The following is a 19,253-nucleotide window of genomic DNA, read 5'->3' as shown; positions in this document are numbered from 1 at the left end:
TGGACGAAACCGCCTTGGAGGAACCATGATCGGCCGCACCCGCGTCCGGGGCGTCGAGACCCTCAGCCTCGACTCGCCCGCCACCCGCAACGCCCTCTCGCACGCCCTCGTCGCCGAGCTGACCGACGCGCTCAAACAGTGCGACAAGGACCACGACGTACGCGCCGTCGTCCTCACCCACACCGGCAACACCTTCAGCGCGGGCGCCGACCTGAAGGACCCGCCGGCCCCCAAGGCGGTGACCGGGCTGCTCCAGCGGATCCTGAAGCTGCGCAAACCCGTGGTGGCCCGGGTCGCCGGGCATGTGCGGGCGGGCGGCCTGGGGGTGCTCGGCGCCTGCGACATCGCGGTCGCGTCCGAGGCGTCGACCTTCGCGTTCACGGAGGTGCGCATCGGGGTCGCGCCCGCCGTCATCTCGCTGCCGCTGCTGCCCCGCGTCGACCCGCGCGCCCTCACCCGCTACTGCCTCACCGGAGAGACCTTCGGCGCCGCCGAAGCCGCCCGCATCGGCCTCGTCAGCCATTCGGCCGGCGACACCGACCTGGACGAGGCCCTCGCCCCCGTCCTCGACGGCCTGCGGCGGGCCTCGCCCAGGGCCCTGGCCAGGACGAAGGAGCTGCTCACGGCCAAGGTCCTGGAGGCCTTCGTCGAGGACGTCGGCGCGATGACCGGCCTCTCGGCCTCGTTGTTCGCCAACCCCGACGCCCGCGAGGGAATGACGGCCTTCCTCGAACGACGGGATCCCTCATGGGTGTTGTGACCCCGCCCGGACACGCCCCGCCCGGACACGCCCCGCCCGGACACGCCCCGCCCGGACACGCCCCGGACGGACACACCCCGGACGGACACACCCCGGACGGCCGCGCCCCCGGCGACCGTGACCGGGGCGTCTCCGGCGACCGGGCCCCCAAGCAGGACCGCAGTCGGGCCACCCGGCAGCGGCTGCTGGAGGCCGCCGTCGCCTGCCTCGCCGAACACGGCTGGGCGGGCTCCACGGTCTCCGTCGTTGCCGAACGCGCGGGTGTCTCCCGGGGCGCCGCCCAGCACCACTTCCCCACCCGCGAGGACCTGTTCACCGCGGCCGTCGAGTACGTCGCCGAGGAACGCTCCGGCGCGTTGCGAGCCCTGTTCCCGCAGGGCGCGACCGGTGACCGCCGCGCGGTCGTCACCGCCCTCGTCGGCCTCTACACCGGCCCCCTCTTCCGCGCCGCCCTGCACCTGTGGGTGGCCGCCTCCAACGAGGAGCAACTGCGTCCGCGCGTGACCGAGCTGGAGGCCCGCGTGGGCCGCGACGCCCACCGCACGGCCGTGGAGCTGCTGGGCGCCGACGAGTCCGGCCCCGGCGTCCGTGAAACCGTCCAGGGCCTGCTGGACATGGCCCGCGGCCTGGGCCTCGCCAACCTCCTCACCGACGACGCGGCGCGCCGCGAGCGGGTGGTGGCGCAGTGGACCGTACTGCTGGAGGAGGCACTGAGCTGAGGACCGAGGACGTTGTCAGTGCCTGCCCCTGCCCCTGCCCCCTCACGGACTCAGCCGTTCCACCCGCCAGCTTCCGTCCGCCTCCGCCACGTACCGCAGCCGGTCGTGGAGCCGGTTCAGGCGGCCCTGCCAGAACTCCACCGACTCGGGTGCCACCCGGAAACCGCCCCAGTGCGGCGGCACCGGCACCTGCTCGCCCTCCGGATAGCGGGCCGCCAGCTCGGCGTACGAGGCGTCGAGGTCGGCCCGGGTGGCGATCACCGAGGACTGGGCGCTGGCCCACGCGCCGAGCTGGGAGCCGTGCGGCCGGGTCCGGAAGTACGCGGCGGTCTCGTCCCGCCCGGTGCGCCGGGCCACGCCCCGCACGATGACCTGCCGGGCCATCGGATGCCAGGGGAACAGCAGCGAGACGTACGGGTTCTCGGCGAGATCGCGGGCCTTGCGAGAGCCGTAGTTCGTGAAGAAGACGAAGCCCTGCTCGTCGAACCGCTTCAGCAGCACCGTACGGGAGCTAGGCCGGCCCTCGGCGTCCGCGGTGGCGACGACCATGGCGTTCGGCTCGAAGAGCTGGGCCTCGACGGCCGCGTCCTTGAACCAGCGGGCGAACTGCTCCACGGGCGTGGCGGCCAGCTCGGCTTCCGCGAACCCCTCGGCCCGGTACTGCTTGCGCATGGCGGCGGGGTCGGGGACGGGGCCGGGAGAGACGGCGTCTGCGTCGGTCACGAGGTCATCCTGCCGTACGGAACGCATCCGTACCCGGCCGCACTCACCCGCAGTCATCCGCACGCATCCCCGCGGTGCAGGTGGCACTGAGTGCCGCGACCCCTCCCCAAGGGTGACACCCGGGGATATGGTGCAGATGTCGTCCCGGTTGGGTGACCCCGCGCCGCACGGGGCATCACTGGGGTGACCGCCGAGGACCGTGAGTCTCCCCAGGACCGCGGAACCACAGGCGCCCGGCCCGTCTCACACCTGTAGCCGCACAGATCCCGTCACACAGATCCCGTCACACGCATCACGCCATACACACCCACCCCGTCACACCAACCCCTCATACAAATCCTGTCGCACATGTCGCACACATCACGAGGAGCCGCCTGATGTCCGACTTCGTACCCGGACTCGAAGGAGTCGTCGCGTTCGAGACGGAGATCGCCGAACCGGACAAGGAGGGCGGCGCCCTGCGGTACCGGGGCGTCGACATCGAGGACCTGGTCGGCCATGTCTCCTTCGGCAACGTCTGGGGCCTGCTCGTCGACGGCGCGTTCAACCCCGGCCTGCCGCCCGCCGAACCGTTCCCCATCCCCGTCCACTCCGGCGACATCCGCGTCGACGTGCAGTCCGCGCTCGCCATGCTCGCGCCCGTCTGGGGCCTCAAGCCCCTCCTCGACATCGACGCCGAGCAGGCCCGCGCGGACCTCGCCCGCGCCGCCGTCATGGCCCTCTCCTACGTCGCCCAGTCCGCGCGCGGTCAGGGCCGGCCGATGGTCCCGCAGCGGGAGATCGACAAGGCCCAGTCCGTCGTCGAGCGGTTCATGATCCGCTGGCGCGGCGAGCCGGACCCCAAGCACGTGGCGGCGGTCGACGCCTACTGGACGTCGGCGGCCGAGCACGGCATGAACGCGTCCACCTTCACGGCGCGCGTCATCGCCTCCACGGGCGCGGACGTCGCAGCGGCCCTCTCCGGCGCCGTAGGGGCCATGTCGGGCCCGCTGCACGGCGGCGCGCCCTCCCGCGTCCTCGGCATGATCGAGGAGATCGAGCGGACCGGCGACGCCGACGCCTACGTCAAGCAGGCCCTCGACAAGGGCGAGCGACTGATGGGCTTCGGCCACCGCGTCTACCGCGCCGAGGACCCACGCGCGCGCGTGCTGCGCCGTACCGCCCGCGAGCTGGGCGCGCCCCGCTTCGAGATCGCCGAAGCCCTGGAGAAAGCGGCCCTCGCGGAACTCCACGCCCGCCGCCCCGACCGGGTCCTGGCGACGAACGTCGAGTTCTGGGCGGCCATCATCCTGGACTTCGCCGAAGTCCCGGCGCACATGTTCACGTCGATGTTCACCTGCGCCCGCACGGCCGGCTGGTCGGCGCACATCCTGGAACAGAAGCGCACCGGCCGCCTGGTCCGCCCGTCGGCCCGCTACATCGGCCCCGCCTCCCGCAACCCCCGCGAGATCGAGGGCTACGGCGGCATCGCGAACTAGCCGACCGCCGACCGGTCGACATGGGGCATCACACGGGGCTGAGCAGCTCCGCGTGATGCCGCCGGGCCACCGGCGGGTGGGCGCGCAGCTTGCCCTTCAGCTCGTTGAAGCCGTAGTCGGCGAAGAGCGGGTTGGCCGGGTCGTCGGTCACGCCGGGGGCGGTGGAGGCGTGCGGGAAGGGCAGCGGCTCGACGCGGGCGTCCAGCCGGGGGTTGTAGAAGAAGGGCACGGAGAACCGCTCGACGGCACTCGGCGGCGACACGACCCGGTGGTTGGTGGCGAGGAGGTACCCGTTGGTCGCCACCTCCAGCAGCTCACCGAGGTTGACGACGAACGCGCCGTCCAGCGGTGGCACATCGTGGAAGCGCCCGTCCTCCCGCTGCACCTGGAGCCCGCCGACCTGGTCCTGGAGCAGCAGCGTCAGGAACCCGTAGTCCTTGTGGGCGCCCACCCCCTGACCGGCCCCGTCCCCCGCGCTCCCCGGATACCGCACGAGCTTCAGTTGCGGATGCGCCCGCTTCCCGAAGGCCGGGTCGTAGAAGTCGACGGGCGCCCCGATCGCGGCCAGCAGCTCGTGCAGCAGCTTCTCGGCGACGGCGCTGAGCCGCTCGATCCACGCGAGCGCGGCGCTGCGCAGTTCGGGAAGCCCGGCGGGCCACTGGTTGGGCCCCTCCAGCCACCAGTACGCGGGATCACCGGGCCCCGGCACCCGCGCGGCCCGCTCCGCCCCTATGTCGAGCTGGTCCCGCCAGTCCTGCCGCCCGCCGGTCCGCTCGTCGCCGGTGCGCGTGTACCCGCGGAAGTGCGGCGAGTTCACGTTGTCGATCGCGAGCCGCTGGTCCTCCGGCAGTGCGAAGAACCGCCGCATGGCGGAGAGCAGCGCATCCGTCTCCCGTGCGCTCACCCCGTGCCCGACGAGCTGGAAGAACCCCACATCGTGCGCGGCACTGTGCAACTGCGCGTGCAGCAGCGCCCGCGCTTGGGGCCCGCCGTCGACGGCGGAGAGATCGATGATCGGCAGTTGGCGGTACGACGGGTTCGTCATGGTGCGTCCGTGGGTGTACGGGGCCCGCGGCCGGCGTCGGGTGGGACGGCGCACGGGTGCCAGGTGGGCGGGGGAGGAATTGCGCAAACACAGGCGGCGGTAACCGCGAGGGAGGCTGGACGGCTCAGATGGAGCGTCGACAGCCCGTGCTCGTGACGCGGACGTAGTCCACATGGCGGCGTCGAACAAGCGAAAGCATGCGCTCAGGGTACCGCCTGACCAAAGATCCGTACGTGGTGCGGATCACCCACCGCAAGCCTTCCGGTCTACGGACGGGGGAAACGCAGACGACCCGCGAGTCTGGTCCTCCCGGAGGAGGGGCCGGCCGGACGTACCGGCGACTCGCGGGTCGGGTGACTGCGTTGGATTGGCCGGCTGCGTGCATCTCGTGCACGCGGGTCCGGCACCGCACTGAGTGGGCGACGGGCCACTAGCCCGCAGCCACCTCCGACGTCCGGTGTCCATACATGCTCCGAACCACCTCCTTTCCTCGTACGCCCACTCTAAAAAGGCCATCCCCGATCGCTCAAGTGTTTTTTCGAGATGGCCGAGATGGCCGAGATGGCCGAGATGGCCGAGATGGCCGAGACGACCGAGCGCCGCGCAAACGCGTTGACGCGGGTGTGCGCACGCGCTTCGCTGCTCGTGTGACTGATCTTCGACTTCGTACGGAGCCCGTCGCGGGCGAGACCGCGCTGGAGCAGTGGCGGCACGTCCACAACGTGATCGTGCCGCCGGCCGCGCTGTCCCTCGACGAGGTGCGGGAGCGGGCCGGCCGTTACCGGCTCGAGAACGCCTACGCCGGTGACGTCCTCGTCGGCTGCTCGACCGTGCGGCCGCCCGAGGGCGAGGACGCGGTGGCGACCGTCATCGCGCGCGTGCTGCCCGCGTACCGGGGACGCGGCTACGGGGCCGCCCTGTACGACAACGGTCTCGCCCACGCGCGCGTGCTCGGTGCCCGGGCGGTCGAGACGTGTGTGCTGGCCGTCAACGAGGACGGTCTGCGGTTCGCGGGGGCGCGTGGGTTCGTCGAGGTCGAGCGGTACGTCCTGGACGGCGAGGCGGCGGAATGGGTCGACCTGAGGCTGGTGTCCGGGGGCGGCAGGCCGTAGCGGAACAATGATTCCTCGGCAATCTTGCGGGAATCATATGTGGGCTGTGTCACGTTCGAGTTGAATGAGGGCAAGAGAGCGAACCTGCAGGGGGTCCAGGTGAGTGCTTCCCGGCGTAGTGGGACCACCGACGAGCTGGGGCCGGACGAGCCCGAGCAGCCCGAGCGGTCGGGCGACGACGGCCCGGTCGGCCCGGACGGCACCGATCTGCTCGCCGCGCTGCTCGACGGCATGGACGCGGCCCTGTGCGCCTTCGACGGCGACGGAGTGGTCACCCACTGGAACCGCGAGGCCGAGCGCATCCTCGGCTGGAGCGCGGCCGAGGCCGTCGGCCGGCACGGCTTCGCCGGCTGGGCCGTGCGCGAGGCCGACGCCGAGGAGATCGAGGGGCGGCTGACGGCCGCCATGCACGCGCCGGGCCGCCAGGTGCACGAGTTCGCGCTGCTGACCAAGGTCGGCGGCCGGGTGCTCGTCCGGACCCAGTCCGCCGCCGTGCGCGGGCCCGACGGCAAGCCCGCCGGCCTGTACTGCGCCTTCAGCGAGGTGCACGCCCAGATCGACCTGGAGCGCTCCATCGCGCTCAGCGAGGCCCTCTTCGACGACGCCTCCTGGGGCGTGGTCCTGGTCGACGCCGACCTGCGCCCCGCCGTCGTCAACGCACACGCCGCCCGCGCGCTCGGGACGGGGCGTACGGCCGTCCTGGGGCGTCCGCTGGGGGAGTTGCTCACCCGGGGCGTGGAGGAGCTGGAGAACGCGCTGACGCACGTCCTCGCCGAGGGCGCCCCGCCCGCCCCCGCCGAGCTGTGGGTCGGGGTGCGCACCCCGGAGGGCGAGAAGCGGCGCTGCTGGCGGAGCGGCTTCCTGCGGCTGGCGTCGCCGCTCGCCGAGGAGCCGGTGCCGCTCGGCGTCGGCTGGATCTTCCAGGACGTCACCGAGGCCAAGCAGGGCGAGCAGGAGGCCTCCCTGCTGCGCTTCCGCGCCAACCAACTGCACCGGGCCGCCCGCGCGGCGGTCGAGTGCGAGGACCCGGCCGAGGCGGCCACCGTCCATCTCGACTTCGCGCTCGCCGGATTCGCCGACCACGCCCTGGTCGACCGGGTGATGGGCCAGACGGCGGCCGACGTGGAGGGGGCCGGTCCGGCGCGGCTGATGCGGGTCGCGGCCACCCCGTCCGGCGGGCCGGGCCCCAGCGCGCTCACCGGCCACGCGGGCCTGCCCGTCCGCTACGGCGACGCCCATCCGGCGCTCCAGTGCGTCGCGCGAGCCGGTTCGGTGCGGGCCGGTGTCGGCTCCGTCGCGGCCGGCGAGGCCAGGGAGTGGGCGCGGGCGCGCCAGTGGCCAGACGACACGGTGTACGCCCTGTCCGCGGTGCTGCGCAGCCGTGGCCGCACGCTGGGCGTCGTGACGTTCCTACGGGGCGCCGGCCGCACCGCCTTCGAACGCTCCGACGCGATCTACGCCGAGGACGTCGCCGTCCGCATCGCGACCGCCCTGGACCTGGCCGACCTGACGGCCACGGAGCGCACGGACGGCCATTGAGGGCATGGACGGCCAATTGGGGGCACGGACGCCCATTGAGGGCAGGCACGCACGCACGCACACGCGCGTGCGCTCAATGGCCGTAGCGGTAGAAGCTCCGCTCAACGGCGGTAGAAGATCCGGTCCCGGTACTCCTCCATGAGCCGCCCGTTCCAGTCGTGGCCGCCGTCGACGTTGCCGGAGCGCAGCAGCGGGGGCTCGATGCCGCGGTCGGCGAGGGCGCCGGCCGCGGTGGCCATGACGGCCTGGAGGAGGGCGCTGGTGACGACCGTGGAGGCGGGGGCGAAGGGCGCGGGGACGGTGTCGAGGGTGAGCTCGGCGTCGCCGACCGCGATCTTCGAGTCGAGGACGACGTCGCAGTGGTCCTTGAGGAACGTCCCTGAGGAGTGCCGCGACGTCGTCCCTGAGGCGTACGCCACCGAGGTCACGCCGATGACCTTGACGCCCAGGGCGCGGGCGCCGAGGGCCATCTCCACGGGCAGGGCGTTGCGGCCGGAGAGCGAGACGATGACGAGGGCGTCGCCCGCGCGCAGCGGCGAGGTGTCCAGGACGGCGCCGGCGAGACCGTCGACGCGCTCCAGGGCGGAGCCGAGGGTGGCGGGCATGACGTCGACGCCGACGACGCCCGGCACCGCGAGCAGGTTCATCAGGGCGAGGCCGCCCGCGCGGTAGACGACGTCCTGGGCGGCGAGGGAGGAGTGGCCGGCGCCGAAGGCGAAGAGGCGGCCGCCGTCGGCCACGGTGTCGGCGAGCAGCGTCCCGGCGGCCTCGACGGCCTCGGCCTCCTCGTCGCGGGCCCGCTGCAGCAGGCCGATCGCGGCGTCGAAGAACTGCGCGGCGAGCTTGCGGTCGCTCATCCGAGGGGCCCCTTTGCCGTATCGGTGTCCGTACCGGGCGTCCGTGCCCGTACCGGGCGTCCGTGCCCCGTGTCCGGGTGCCGGGCGTCCGTGTCGCGGATCACCGTGCGGTCTGGACCAGTGCGCTGTCAATACGGCCGAAGACGATGGGGGGACGACCGGGGACGGTGGGGAGACGGCCGTGAACGGTGAGGAAGCAGAGGCACCGGCCGCCCCTGTTCCATCGCCTCGCACCCTGATGTAACCGCATGGTTCCAACGGCGCGGCACGCTTGTCAGTGGTATCCGGCAGAATTGACTCCAGGGCCAGCGCACGCGCCGGAGAGCCGTCCAGCCTTCGGCAGAGCTAATCAAGGGGCTACAAATGTCCGGACTGATCGACACCACGGAGATGTATCTCCGCACCATCCTCGAGCTGGAAGAGGAAGGTGTGGTCCCCATGCGCGCCCGGATCGCCGAGCGGCTCGACCAGAGCGGTCCGACGGTCAGCCAGACGGTGGCGCGCATGGAGCGCGACGGACTGGTCTCCGTGGCCAGCGACCGGCACCTGGAGCTCACCGACGAGGGCCGTCGGCTGGCCACGCGCGTGATGCGCAAGCACCGCCTCGCCGAGTGTCTCCTCGTCGACGTGATCGGCCTGGAGTGGGAGCAGGTGCACGCGGAGGCCTGCCGCTGGGAGCACGTGATGAGCGAGGCCGTCGAGCGCCGCGTGCTGGAGCTGCTGCGGCACCCGACCGAGTCGCCGTACGGCAACCCGATCCCGGGCCTGGAGGAGCTGGGCGAGAAGGACGGCGCCGACCCCTTCCTGGACGAGGGCATGGTCTCCCTGGCCGACCTCGACCCGGGCACCGAGGGCAAGACGGTCGTCGTGCGCCGTATCGGCGAGCCGATCCAGACGGACGCGCAGTTGATGTACACGCTGCGCCGCGCGGGCGTGCAGCCCGGTTCGGTGGTGAGCGTGACGGAGTCGGCGGGCGGGGTGCTGGTCGGCAGCGGTGGCGAGGCCGCCGAGCTGGCGTCGGACGTCGCGTCCCACGTGTTCGTCGCCAAACGCTGAGCATTGTTCAACTCCCGGGACGCAGGGGGCAGTTGTGGCGTCCTGTCGATCTCGTCGAATCGGAGATCGGCTGTGTCGAATCGCAGCGCTCCGACGCTTCACGTGCCAGGCTGTCGCGTGGGCATATGACCTGAGGGGGCGGGATGGTGTGCCGCAGAGCAGCGGAAGGCCCCGGTGCCGTGCGGCACCGGGGCCTGTCCTCCCCTGTTTCGACCCGGAGCCCCGAGCTCTCAAGGTCGTTCCCCTCGGACCGGTTTCCCCGAACGGTCCGCCTCCCGCAGAAGGTCTCCCCTCGGCAGCGGCGATCATTCCTTGAACGAGGTCACTCGAACGAGGGGTGTTGCTCGCGGAGAGTGCATATCTCGAAAGGGCATTCGATAGCCTGCGTGTGATCCGAAGTCTTTCGAAGTCTGACGGCAGCACAACGGTACGAGGCCCAGGGGGGTGCCAGGAACTGTGGCGCGACGCATCGACGTGACCGGAGCGGGCGGCGTACGCCTGGCGGCCTGGGAGTTCGGGGACCCGCCCAAGGTGATCCCGGCGCAGTCCGCACGAGCAGTGGAAGCGGAAAGGGACGGAGGCGGGGCCAGAGACGGGGGCGGGGAGAACGGGTCGTCGTCGTCCTCGGGCGTCCTGTTACTGCACGGTCTGATGGGCCGGGCCTCGCACTGGGCGTCCACCGCCCGCTGGCTCTCCGAGCGGCACCGCGCGGTCGCCCTCGACCAGCGCGGCCACGGCCAGAGCGAGAAGCCCCCCGAAGCCGCCTTCACCCGCGAGGCCTACGTCGAGGACGCGGAGGCCGCCCTGGAACAGCTCGGCCTCGCCCCGGCCGTCCTCATCGGCCACGCGATGGGCGCGCTGACGGCGTGGCAGCTCGCCGCCAAGCGTCCCGACCTGGTGCGCGGCCTGATCGTCTGCGACATGCGGGCCTCCGCGCTCGGCGCGGCCTCGCAGCGCGAGTGGGGCGACTGGTTCAAGTCCTGGCCCGTCCCCTTCGCCACCCTCGCCGACGTCCGCAAGTGGTTCGGCGAGGACGACCCCTGGGTGGAGCGCCCGAACCCCTCCCGCGGCGAGTTCTACGCCGAGGTCATGCACGAGTCCCCCGACGGCTGGCGGCCCGTCTTCGAGCCCGAACAGATGCTGAAGTCCCGCGAGACCTGGGTCTATGACGCGCACTGGGAGGAACTCACCCAGGTCCAGTGCCCGGTCCTGGTCGTGCGCGGGCTCGACGGCGAGCTGGGCCGGGCCGAGGCCCAGGAGATGGTCCGCGTACTACCGCGCGGCGAGTACGCGGAGGTCGCCCACGCCGGCCACCTCGTCCACTACGACCAGCCAACGGCTTGGCGCACAGCGATCGAACCCTTCCTCGACGCCGTACTCACCCCAGAAACCCCCTGAAGCCCCGGAACCCCTGAGAACTTCAGTCCCCTTCCGCCGTCACCCCCGCCTCCCCCGTCACCCCTTGCTCACCGCCGTAAGGATCTCCGGCAGGCGCTGTGCCGTGCTGGGGGCCGCCAGGCGTAGGCCCAGCACCGTGATGGCCGTGCCGTACACCGCGCCCACCGGCAGCAGCAGCCAAGTCCAGGAGTCGCCGCCCGCGCTGACGTTCAGCCAGATCGTCAGCGCGATGACGGGCGCGCACAGCAGGGCCGCCGCGACCATCCCGCCGAAGATCGCGATCCAGGCGAGACCGGCCTGCCCGGGGGCGACGTTCTTGTGGCCCTCGGACGGAATCGAGTAGGGGAAGCGGGCCGAGGTCCAGGCGCCCGTCGCCAGCATCGCGCCGAGCAGCGCGAGGGACAGCCCCAGCGCCTCGGGCAGCTTCGGCCAGTCGCCGAGCAGCGCCGTCGTCAGCACCGTCACCAGCGTCGCGTACGGCAGGGTGATCAGCAGCAGGGCCAGCGCCCGCGCACGCAGCTCCACATACGCGTCCCGGGGCGAGGAGATGGTCAGCGCGACCATCCAGAACGCGGACGTGTCCTGCCCGAACTGGTTGTACATCTGGACGCCGAGCATCCCGGCGGCGAAGCACGCGAAGTAGATCGAGCCGGTGCCCTGCACCGCGTTGAAGACGGGCACGATCAGCCCGATGGCCAGCGACGTCACCCAGGCGGCCTTCGTCTTCGGGTCGCGCCAGATGTAGCGCAGGCTGCGTTCCATCACGGTCCCGGTGCGCCCGCCTGGCAGCAGCCGCGCCGGCCCCGCCGAGTTCCGCCGGTCCCGCGCGGCCGGCTCGGCGGCCTGGAGGGTGGAGCCGTCGGGCGAGGTCATCAGCCGTGTCAGACTCCGCGCCCACGCCGCCACCAGCAGCGCCAAACCCGCCGCGCTGACGGCGAGTTGCGCGACGGCGACCCCGTACGCCCCCTTGCTCACAGAGTCCACCGCGCCGACCGCCGAGGCGGGCGGCAGCCAGCGCAGCACGGCCGCCGCCGGATCGAGCTGCCCGAGACCGGACGTCCCGAGCCGCTGCGCCCCGAAGTTCAAGACCTGCACGCCGACCGCGATCACCAGCCCGCTCAGCACCGCCAGATCGCGCCCTTTGCGGCTGCTCAGCAGCCGGATGTTGGCTGCGGCCACGGCCCGCGCGAGCGCCACGCACACCAGCAGCCCGAGCGCGACGGCGAGGACGGCCACCGCCCAGGCCGCCGCCCCGTGCGCCACGGACACCACCGACCCCACCAGCATCAGCAGCGTGAACAGCGGCCCGATGCCCACCAGCGAGGCCGCCAGCAGCGCCCGCACCAGCGGCCGGGGCCGCAACGGCAGCATCACGAGCCGGGTCGGGTCGAGGGTCTCGTCGCCGCTGGGGAAGAACAGCGGCATCACCGCCCACCCCAGCCCCAGCACCGCCACCAGGAGCACCACCAGCGAAACGGCGTGGTCGTGCCCGCGCAACGCGATCAGCCCGAGCAACTGCAACGCGGCGAACAGCAGCGTGACGACGGCGGAGGCGATGTACGCGGCCCGCCGCCCGCCCGACTGCTTCAGCCCGTTGCGCAGCAGCGACAGCTTCAGCCGGACGAGGGTGGAGGTCACGCCGCTCATCGGGCGGCCCCGCCGCCGAGCCAGTCGAGGTCGGAGCCCATGTCCCGCCCCTGCGCCCCGACGAGTTCGAGGAACGCCTGCTGCAAGGAGGGCGCCGACCCCCGCACCTCCGCCAGTGTGCCGTGCGCCCGGATCCGTCCCGCCGCCATCACCGCCACCCAGTCGCACAGCGACTCGACGAGTTCCATGACGTGGGAGGAGAAGACGACCGTCGCCCCGGACGCCGTGTACCGCTCCAGCACGCCCCGGATGATCTGCGCGGACACCGGGTCGACGCCCTCGAACGGCTCGTCGAGGAAGAGCACTTCGGGGTTGTGGAGCAGCGCGGCGGCGAGTCCGATCTTCTTCCGCATGCCGGTCGAGTAGTCGACGACGAGCTTGTGCTGGGCACCGGCCAGGTCGAGGACGTCGAGCAGTTGCGTGGCCCGCTTGTCGACCTCGGCACCGGGCAGCCCCCGCAACCGCCCGCTGTAGCCGAGCAGTTCACGCCCCGACAGCCGCTCGAACAGCCGCAGTCCCTCCGGCAGCACCCCGATCCGCGCCTTCACCGCCACGGGATCCCGCCACACGTCGTGCCCGACGACTTCGACGGTTCCCTGATCGGGCCGCAGCAACCCGGTCACCATCGACAGCGTGGTCGTCTTCCCCGCCCCGTTGGGCCCGACCAGCCCGATGAACTTCCCGGCGGGCAGATCGAGATCGATCCCGGCGACCGCGACCTGCTGCCCAAACCGCTTCCAGAGCCCACGCACACGTACGGACGTCATGCGTGAACCCTACGGCGGGGACAGCGCCCTGAAGGGGCGCGGGGCTGTATCGACATGCGGCTCCGCCGCGTGGGCGCGAGCAACCACAACCGACCCGCACCCGCCAACGAAAGATCAACTACGCAGACGAGAAGGGGCTGTCAACGATCCCGACCGCACGCATAGGCAAGCGGCGAGATCAACTCCTCGGCATCCGGCAGCCACCGATTGGCCGCCGTAGGCCGGCAGGCCCACTGCACGGCCCCCCTCGACCCGAACCGCGTAGGCGGCGCGGCCACATAAGCGCCCTCCCCCAGCGTCACCAGATCGAGCGCCCCCAGCGACCAGCCGAGCTTGCGCACCAGGTCCGGCACCTTCGCCGAAGCCCCCGTCAGCACGAAGAACTGCATCCGCCGATCCGGCGTCAACGTGACGGGACCGAGCGTCAACTGCATCCGCTCCATCCGCGCCAACGCGAGGAACCCGGCCGTCTCCGGCACGGAGATCGCGTCGAACGTACGGCCCGTCGGCAGCAGGATGGAGGCGGTCGGCTGCTTCTGCCACATCCGGCGCGCGACCGTCGCACTGCCGGTGGCCTGCGTCGCCCAGTCGGGGCGCGCAGGGTGTGCGCCAGGCGCGTCGCACGTCACGTCGCCGCAGGAGCAGCGCTGCATTCCGTCGACGGTGTCGAGCCAGGTGCCGGGGAACACGTCCCAATGGCGTTCCTCGGCATAGCGAACAGCGGTCTCGAGCAGCGATTCCCCGCGCTGCTTCGGGATTTGAGTGGCGTCGGCGCCCGCGATGGTCTCTTCCACGATGAACACAACTCTAGCTGCCACCAGGGGTTACGCATGCCCATATGCGCGGGGGAGGAGCATCGATTCCGCGTCCGGGGCGCATGGGTGCATGTGCGGGGGCGCGCGGGAGGAACGGGCGCGGTAGCGGGTAGTCACGGAAGGGGGCCGGGGGAGGGGGCCGGAGACGGGACGGAGCGGGGACGGGAGCGGGGCCGGCTCCTGTCGGCAACCCGGAAATAGTCGGCAATCCTCGCATGCCTCGCATTTTCGTTATGTCTGTGGGCATTGATCTTCTCGGCCGGAACTTTTCACAACTCTTCGGTACGGAACTCTTCGGTACGGATCCTTCGGTACGGAACTCCACAGGGGGTAGTGCCAATGGCCGCAAGGCCTCTCGTCGCGCGGCAGCCCAACGAACGGCTGCAGGCGCTCATCCAGGAGGCGGGGTGCTCGAACGCCGGGCTCGCCCGCCGCGTCAACATGTGCGGTGCGGAGCACGGTCTCGACCTGCGCTACGACAAGACGTCCGTGGCCCGTTGGCTGCGCGGACAGCAGCCGCGCGGACGCGCCCCGGCGATCATCGCCGAGGCCCTGGGCCGCAAGCTCGGCCGTACGGTCACGATCGACGAGATCGGCATGGCCAACGGCAAGAACCTCGCCTCGGGCGTGGGTCTCCAGTTCTCGCCGACGGTACTGGGGGCCATCGAGCAGGTCTGTGAGCTGTGGCGCAGCGACGTGGGCCGGCGGGACTTCCTCTCCGGTTCGTCCGTGGCCGCCTCGGCGCTGGTCGAGCCGAGCCGCGACTGGCTGATCTCCTCACCCGACGCCCAGGTGGCGCGCGCGGCGGGACCCCGGGTGGGCCTGTCCGACGTCGCCGCCGTCAAGGCGATGACACAGGCGCTGGTCGACCTGGACCACCAGTACGGCAGCGGGCATGTGCGCCCGGTCGTCGTGCACTACCTCAACAGCGTGGTCTCGGGCCTGCTGGCCGGCTCCTACCGGGAGGCGGTGGGCCGTGAACTCTTCGCCTCCGTAGCCCGGTTGACGGAACTCGCCGGGTACATGGCCGTCGACACCGGCCAACCCGGCCTCGCCCAGCGCTACTACATCCAGGCCCTGCGGCTCGCGCAGGCGGCGGGCGACCGGGGGTACGGCGGATACGTCCTCGCCGCCTCCATGAGCCACCTCGCGGCCCAGCTCGGAAACCCGCGCGAGATCGCCCAGTTGGCGCGCGCGGCACAGGAGGGGGCACGCGGACGGGTGACCCCGCGCGCGGAGGCGATGTTCCTCGCGGCGGAGGCGCGCGGGCACGCGCTGATGGGTGACGTACGCGGGGCGCAGGCGGCGTCCGGGCGGGCGGTGTCGGCGCTGGAAGCGGTCGATCCGGCCGCCGGGGACGACCCGGCGTGGATCGCGCACTTCGACGAGGCTTATCTGGCCGACGAGTTGGCGCACTGCCACCGCGACCTGGGCCAGGCCGAGTCGGCGGCGCGCTGCGCCGAACAGTCCCTGGCCGGGCATCCGGAGAGCCGTGCGCGCCGGCGCGCGATCGGGTACGTCCTGCTGGCCACCGCCCAGGTGCAGCAGCGCGAGATCGAGCAGGCCTGCAACACCGGCCTGAAAGCGGTCGAGTTGCTGGAGACGCTCCGCTCCAACCGGGGCGCGGAGTACCTGGATGATCTCCAGCAGCGACTGGAACCGTTCCGGGACGAGTCGGTGGTGAGGGAGTTCGGGGCGCGGCTGGAGTTGCAGACGGCGGCGTGAGCCGGCACGAAGGCACGAAGACGCGAAGGGACGGGGCGCCGCTGCGTGAACGCGCCGGCGCACGGCGCTCCGGATCTGTTACCGACGTCACTGCCGGCCTTGCCGACCTCGTCGTCCTCGCTGGGAGGGAGATCACGTTCTGAGCTGCGCGTAGCCCGGGGTTCCGGGGACCCGGTAGCGTGAACCGACGATTCCGAAGGTCCCCCATTCGTAGGAGTCCCGGTGACGCAGAGTGGACAGGGCGAGGAGCCCTCGGCGCAGCCCGCGCGCGAAGGCATCGTGCTGCCCTCGGACGGTGGGGAACCCCTGCTGCCGGGAATGACGACACACGCACCACGCCCGGTCCCCCGCCAGGGCCCACCGTCCGGACCGCCGCCGGGCCCCTTGTCCGGACCGCCGGCGGACCACTATTCCGGCCAGTACGGCGGGCAGCAGCCGCAGTACGGGCAGCCGCAGTACGACCAGCGGGAGCAGGCGTACGGGCAGCAGCAGTACGGCGAGCAGCGGTACGGGCAATCGGAGCCGGTGGCGGAGTACGGGCAGCAGGCGCCGGCCGGTGGGCAGACCTGGGGACAGTCCTGGGGGCCCGACCAGCAGACGCCCGACCAGCAGACGCCCGCCCCGCAGCAACAGCAGCAGCAGCCGTCCCAGGGCTGGCCGCTCCCCGCGGGCCAGGCCCACCAGCAGCCGCAGTACCAGCAAGACCCGCAGCATCACCAGCAGCACCAGCACCAGCAGCAGCACCAGCAGCAGTGGAACAGTTCGCAGCCGGCGCCCTGGAACGGCGGTGCCCAGTCGGGCGCGGGCGCGGGCCCGCTGCCGCCGGAGGGCGCACCGGCCCCGGCCAATCCGACGTACGGCCAGGGCATGCCGGGCGCACCCCTGCCGCCGGCCGACGAGGGCGCGACGCAGTACATACCGGCGGTACCGGCGTTTCCGGCTTCCGGGGCCGACGAGGGTGCCACTCAGTACCTGCCGCCCGTCCCCGCCGCCGCACCCGTCGACGAGGGCGCGACGCAGTTGCTGCCGCCGGTCGGGCCGGGCGCGCTGCCGCCCGAGACCCCGGCCGAGTCGACCCACTTCCTGGGCCGCACCCCGCACAACGCTTCCCGCCCGGGGCCGATGCCCGCCCCCGGTGCCCAGCCGGGCGGGCACTCCGACGCCGAGGCCACGCAGTACATCCCGCCCGTCCCCGCGCAGCCCGGCGGGGACCGGGACCGGCAGCCGCCCGCCGAGTTCGAGAACCTCTTCCGCAGCGGGCCGGGCAGCGAGAGCCCGGCCGCGTCCACGCAGCAGCTCCCACGCTTCGCCGAGCCGAAAACCCCCGGATCTCCTGGACCTCATGGACCTCATGGACCTCATGGATCTCCCGGATACGGCGCCCGTTCCCCGCAGCCCGCCTACACCCCGCCCGGTGACCCGGCGGCGGGCGGGGGGCGCGGGGCGCGGGACGACGACGGCGGCGGCCGGGGCGGTCGTAGCGGCTCGCGCGTGCCGTTGTTCGCGGCGGTCGGGGTGGCCCTCGCGGTCGTCGGAGTCGGCGCGGGCGCGCTGCTCTCCGGCGGGGGTGGCGGCGACGACCAGGGCGGCGACAACAGGACCGTCGCCGCGTCGGCGCCCGCTGCCGACGGGTCGGCGTCGGCGTCCGGCGGCGCGGCCGAGCAGCAGGCCGTCGAGCTGGACAAGCTGCTGGCCGACAGCGGCAGCAGCCGGGCCAGCGTGATCAGCGCGGTCGCCGACGTGAAGGCCTGCGACAACCTCGCGCAGGCCGCCACGGACCTGCGGGACGCGGCGAAACAGCGCACCGACCTGGTCACCAGGCTGTCCGCGCTGAAGGCCGACCAGCTCCCGGAGCACGCCGCGCTGACCACCGCCCTCACCAAGGCGTGGCAGGCGTCCGCGTCCGCCGACGAGCACTACGCGGCCTGGGCCGACCAGGTCGCCGGCAGCAAGAACAAGAGCTGCAAGAAGGGCTCGGCCCGCACCACCTCCGAGACGCAGCAGGGCAACCGCGCGAGCGGCACCGCCAGCGCCCAGAAGACGCGGGCCGCGACGTTGTGGAACGAGATCGCGAAGACGTACGGCCTGACACAGCGCCAGCCCACCCAGCTGTAGCCGCTGTAACCGCGGTAACCGCAGGTCAGTCGACGTCCGCCTGCTCCAGGGTCTTCGTCACGTCGACGAAGCCCTTCCTGGCGGCCACCAGCCGGCCCTTCTGCACGGCCTGGAGGGTGACGTCGGCGTTGACCAGGCGGGGGAAGCCGATGGAGGCGAGCCGGTCGCTGAACTGCCAGCGGAGCGCCGGCGTGAGCCCGCCGGTGTCGATCTTCAGTCCGTCGTCCAGGGCGCCGCGCACGGAGCGTGAGGTCACCTCGCCGCCGTCCAGCGACTCCACGGCCTGCCGGAACACGCTGTAGGCGATCCAGGTGGTCTGCACCCCGGTGTCGCCGGCGTCGATCCGGGTGTCGGAGAACGCCTGCTCGCTGATGACCTTCTTCATCGGGGCCCAGGCGGGGTCGCTCGCCACGGGGTACCAGCCGGTGACGTACGCCCCCTCGTACGGCCCGGAGCCGCCGCCCGCGGCGTCGACGACGGTCTGGTCGACGCTGCCGAGGACGGTGGCGGTGTTCACGGCGGGGTAGTCCGTGCGGGTCCGCCGGAAGGAGTCCATGAAGGTGCTGGTGCGGTCCCCGAGCGCGGGCACCACGCACCCCTTCTCGTCCCCGCTCCTGCCCCCGGTCCCGCCCCCGGCCCCGTTCCCGGGCTTGCCGCCGGTCGAGTTCTCGAGGGCGGCCTCGGACTGTGTCGCGTACTCGGTGGAGTCCTCCGGCGCGCGCTGGTCCTCGGCGGCTTTGTGCCCGCCGGCTTTCAGTCCGGCGTTGAGCATCGTGGGCAGCGCGTCGCCGGCGAGGGTGTCGGGGCGGACGAGGGTGACGGGACCGCAGGTCGCGGCCAGCTCCTTGCCGAGGCCGGCCAGGAGGGAGGGCTGGCCGCCGTTGACGGGGTAGGACAGCGGGCTGGTGAACTCCGCGTTCGTGACTCCGTAGCCGCCTATGTAGGCGATGCCGTCGCCCTCCAGGTACGGGAAGAAGGCGTCGGAGTGCTGGCTGTAGGAGCCGACGACGGCGACCGCGTTCTCCTTGACGGCGCGCCGGGCGCACTTCGCGGCGGACACGGTGTCGTTGTGATCGTTGCAGGTCAGGACCTCGAGCTTGCGGCCGTTCAGACCGCCGTTGGCGTTGACCCAGCGGGCGTAGGCGCGGGCGAAGGCGGGCATGCCCGGCTTGTTGGTCGCGGACGTCCCCTCGGGCGCCCACGTCATGACGACGATCGGGTCGTCACCGGAACCCGCCGAGGTGCCGGGGACGACCCCGCAGCCGACGGTGAGCGACGCACAGGCGGCCACGGCGCCCGCCGAGAGGGCGGCCGCTCTGACGGACCCGGTGAAGCGGAAGGCCCTGGTGAAGCGGAAGGGCCCGGTGGTGCGGAGGGACCTGGGGAGGAAGGTGCTTCGCGTGGACGTGCGTCGCCTGCCGGTCATGGACATGCACGATTCCCTCACACCGCCAACCTGGGGGTGACCCATGGTCGACGAGTGGTGACGGCAAGGTG

16 protein-coding genes are annotated in these 19,253 nt (G+C 72.4%); 9 read left to right on the top strand and 7 right to left on the bottom strand.

Features of this window, described 5'->3' with window-relative positions:
• The first annotated feature begins 25 nt into the window (after positions 1-25).
• Positions 26-760: an enoyl-CoA hydratase family protein gene (locus OG352_RS19025; protein WP_329218398.1), complete on the top strand. Its 735-nt coding sequence runs from the start codon at positions 26-28 to the stop codon at positions 758-760.
• On the top strand, positions 748-1,479 hold the full coding sequence (locus OG352_RS19020) for a TetR/AcrR family transcriptional regulator (RefSeq protein ID WP_329218396.1): 732 nt from the start codon (positions 748-750) through the stop codon (positions 1,477-1,479). Before OG352_RS19025 ends, OG352_RS19020 begins: the two co-directional genes overlap by 13 nt.
• A gap of 42 nt (positions 1,480-1,521) precedes the next feature.
• On the opposite strand, the gene pdxH is transcribed toward OG352_RS19020, so the two are convergent.
• Complete coding sequence (gene pdxH, locus OG352_RS19015) at positions 1,522-2,202, bottom strand: pyridoxamine 5'-phosphate oxidase (protein ID WP_329218394.1); 681 nt, start codon at positions 2,200-2,202, stop codon at positions 1,522-1,524.
• A gap of 377 nt (positions 2,203-2,579) precedes the next feature.
• Here pdxH and OG352_RS19010 point away from each other — a divergent pair, with 377 nt between their 5' ends.
• Positions 2,580-3,680, top strand: coding sequence for a citrate synthase 2 (locus tag OG352_RS19010; protein ID WP_329218392.1), 1,101 nt, complete (start codon positions 2,580-2,582; stop codon positions 3,678-3,680).
• A 28-nt stretch (positions 3,681-3,708) separates the two neighbouring features.
• On the opposite strand, the gene OG352_RS19005 is transcribed toward OG352_RS19010, so the two are convergent.
• A complete protein-coding gene (locus OG352_RS19005; protein ID WP_329218391.1) occupies positions 3,709-4,725 on the bottom strand; it encodes an isopenicillin N synthase family dioxygenase in 1,017 nt (338 codons plus the stop codon).
• Positions 4,726-5,372: 647 nt separating this feature from the next.
• Between OG352_RS19005 and OG352_RS19000 the strand changes: the two genes are divergently transcribed.
• Together OG352_RS19000 and OG352_RS18995 are read left to right on the top strand one after the other, a co-directional pair.
• Positions 5,373-5,837: a GNAT family N-acetyltransferase gene (locus tag OG352_RS19000; RefSeq protein ID WP_329218390.1), complete on the top strand. Its 465-nt coding sequence runs from the start codon at positions 5,373-5,375 to the stop codon at positions 5,835-5,837.
• A gap of 99 nt (positions 5,838-5,936) precedes the next feature.
• Complete coding sequence (locus OG352_RS18995; protein WP_329218389.1) at positions 5,937-7,376, top strand: PAS domain-containing protein; 1,440 nt, start codon at positions 5,937-5,939, stop codon at positions 7,374-7,376.
• A 101-nt stretch (positions 7,377-7,477) separates the two neighbouring features.
• On the opposite strand, the gene OG352_RS18990 is transcribed toward OG352_RS18995, so the two are convergent.
• Complete coding sequence (locus tag OG352_RS18990; RefSeq protein ID WP_329218387.1) at positions 7,478-8,233, bottom strand: SIS domain-containing protein; 756 nt, start codon at positions 8,231-8,233, stop codon at positions 7,478-7,480.
• 363 nt (positions 8,234-8,596) lie between these two features.
• Here OG352_RS18990 and OG352_RS18985 point away from each other — a divergent pair, with 363 nt between their 5' ends.
• Positions 8,597-9,289, top strand: a complete 693-nt coding sequence (locus OG352_RS18985) for a metal-dependent transcriptional regulator (protein WP_130442080.1) — start codon at positions 8,597-8,599, stop codon at positions 9,287-9,289.
• 456 nt (positions 9,290-9,745) lie between these two features.
• Positions 9,746-10,687, top strand: coding sequence for an alpha/beta fold hydrolase (locus OG352_RS18980; RefSeq protein WP_329218386.1), 942 nt, complete (start codon positions 9,746-9,748; stop codon positions 10,685-10,687).
• 57 nt (positions 10,688-10,744) lie between these two features.
• Here the strand turns inward: OG352_RS18980 and OG352_RS18975 are convergent, their stop codons facing one another.
• The 3 genes from OG352_RS18975 to OG352_RS18965 form a co-directional block, all read right to left on the bottom strand.
• Positions 10,745-12,334, bottom strand: coding sequence for a transporter (locus OG352_RS18975; protein ID WP_329218384.1), 1,590 nt, complete (start codon positions 12,332-12,334; stop codon positions 10,745-10,747).
• Positions 12,331-13,101, bottom strand: a complete 771-nt coding sequence (locus OG352_RS18970; RefSeq protein ID WP_329218383.1) for an ABC transporter ATP-binding protein — start codon at positions 13,099-13,101, stop codon at positions 12,331-12,333. Before OG352_RS18970 ends, OG352_RS18975 begins: the two co-directional genes overlap by 4 nt.
• A gap of 140 nt (positions 13,102-13,241) precedes the next feature.
• Positions 13,242-13,904, bottom strand: a complete 663-nt coding sequence (locus OG352_RS18965) for a bifunctional DNA primase/polymerase (RefSeq protein WP_329218382.1) — start codon at positions 13,902-13,904, stop codon at positions 13,242-13,244.
• A gap of 351 nt (positions 13,905-14,255) precedes the next feature.
• On the opposite strand from OG352_RS18965, the gene OG352_RS18960 reads away from it, so the two are divergent.
• Together OG352_RS18960 and OG352_RS18955 are read left to right on the top strand one after the other, a co-directional pair.
• Positions 14,256-15,641 (top strand): transcriptional regulator, encoded by a 1,386-nt coding sequence (locus tag OG352_RS18960; protein WP_329218381.1) that lies wholly within the window; start codon positions 14,256-14,258, stop codon positions 15,639-15,641.
• A gap of 222 nt (positions 15,642-15,863) precedes the next feature.
• A complete protein-coding gene (locus tag OG352_RS18955) occupies positions 15,864-17,756 on the top strand; it encodes a hypothetical protein (protein WP_329218380.1) in 1,893 nt (630 codons plus the stop codon).
• 25 nt (positions 17,757-17,781) lie between these two features.
• Here OG352_RS18955 and OG352_RS18950 read toward each other — a convergent pair whose 3' ends face one another.
• Positions 17,782-19,182, bottom strand: a complete 1,401-nt coding sequence (locus OG352_RS18950; RefSeq protein ID WP_329223885.1) for an ABC transporter substrate-binding protein — start codon at positions 19,180-19,182, stop codon at positions 17,782-17,784.
• Between the last annotated feature and the right edge of the window lie 71 nt (positions 19,183-19,253).

This window comes from Streptomyces sp. NBC_01485 (assembly GCF_036227125.1).
GTDB lineage: Bacteria > Actinomycetota > Actinomycetes > Streptomycetales > Streptomycetaceae > Streptomyces.
Note: the sequence above shows the minus strand (reverse complement) of the source record. Positions and strands in the feature narration are given on the sequence as shown.

Excerpts from the sequence above, each read along its gene's own strand:
- OG352_RS19025 (WP_329218398.1), top strand. The coding sequence starts at position 26 with ATGATCGGCCGCACCCGCGTCCGGGGCGTCGAGACCCTCAGCCTCGAC.
- OG352_RS19020 (WP_329218396.1), top strand. The coding sequence starts at position 748 with ATGGGTGTTGTGACCCCGCCCGGACACGCCCCGCCCGGACACGCCCCG.
- OG352_RS19010 (WP_329218392.1), top strand. The coding sequence starts at position 2,580 with ATGTCCGACTTCGTACCCGGACTCGAAGGAGTCGTCGCGTTCGAGACG.
- OG352_RS19005 (WP_329218391.1), bottom strand. The coding sequence starts at position 4,725 with ATGACGAACCCGTCGTACCGCCAACTGCCGATCATCGATCTCTCCGCC.
- OG352_RS18990 (WP_329218387.1), bottom strand. The coding sequence starts at position 8,233 with ATGAGCGACCGCAAGCTCGCCGCGCAGTTCTTCGACGCCGCGATCGGC.
- OG352_RS18985 (WP_130442080.1), top strand. The coding sequence starts at position 8,597 with ATGTCCGGACTGATCGACACCACGGAGATGTATCTCCGCACCATCCTC.
- OG352_RS18975 (WP_329218384.1), bottom strand. The coding sequence starts at position 12,334 with ATGAGCGGCGTGACCTCCACCCTCGTCCGGCTGAAGCTGTCGCTGCTG.
- OG352_RS18970 (WP_329218383.1), bottom strand. The coding sequence starts at position 13,101 with ATGACGTCCGTACGTGTGCGTGGGCTCTGGAAGCGGTTTGGGCAGCAG.
- OG352_RS18960 (WP_329218381.1), top strand. The coding sequence starts at position 14,256 with ATGGCCGCAAGGCCTCTCGTCGCGCGGCAGCCCAACGAACGGCTGCAG.
- OG352_RS18950 (WP_329223885.1), bottom strand. The coding sequence starts at position 19,182 with ATGACCGGCAGGCGACGCACGTCCACGCGAAGCACCTTCCTCCCCAGG.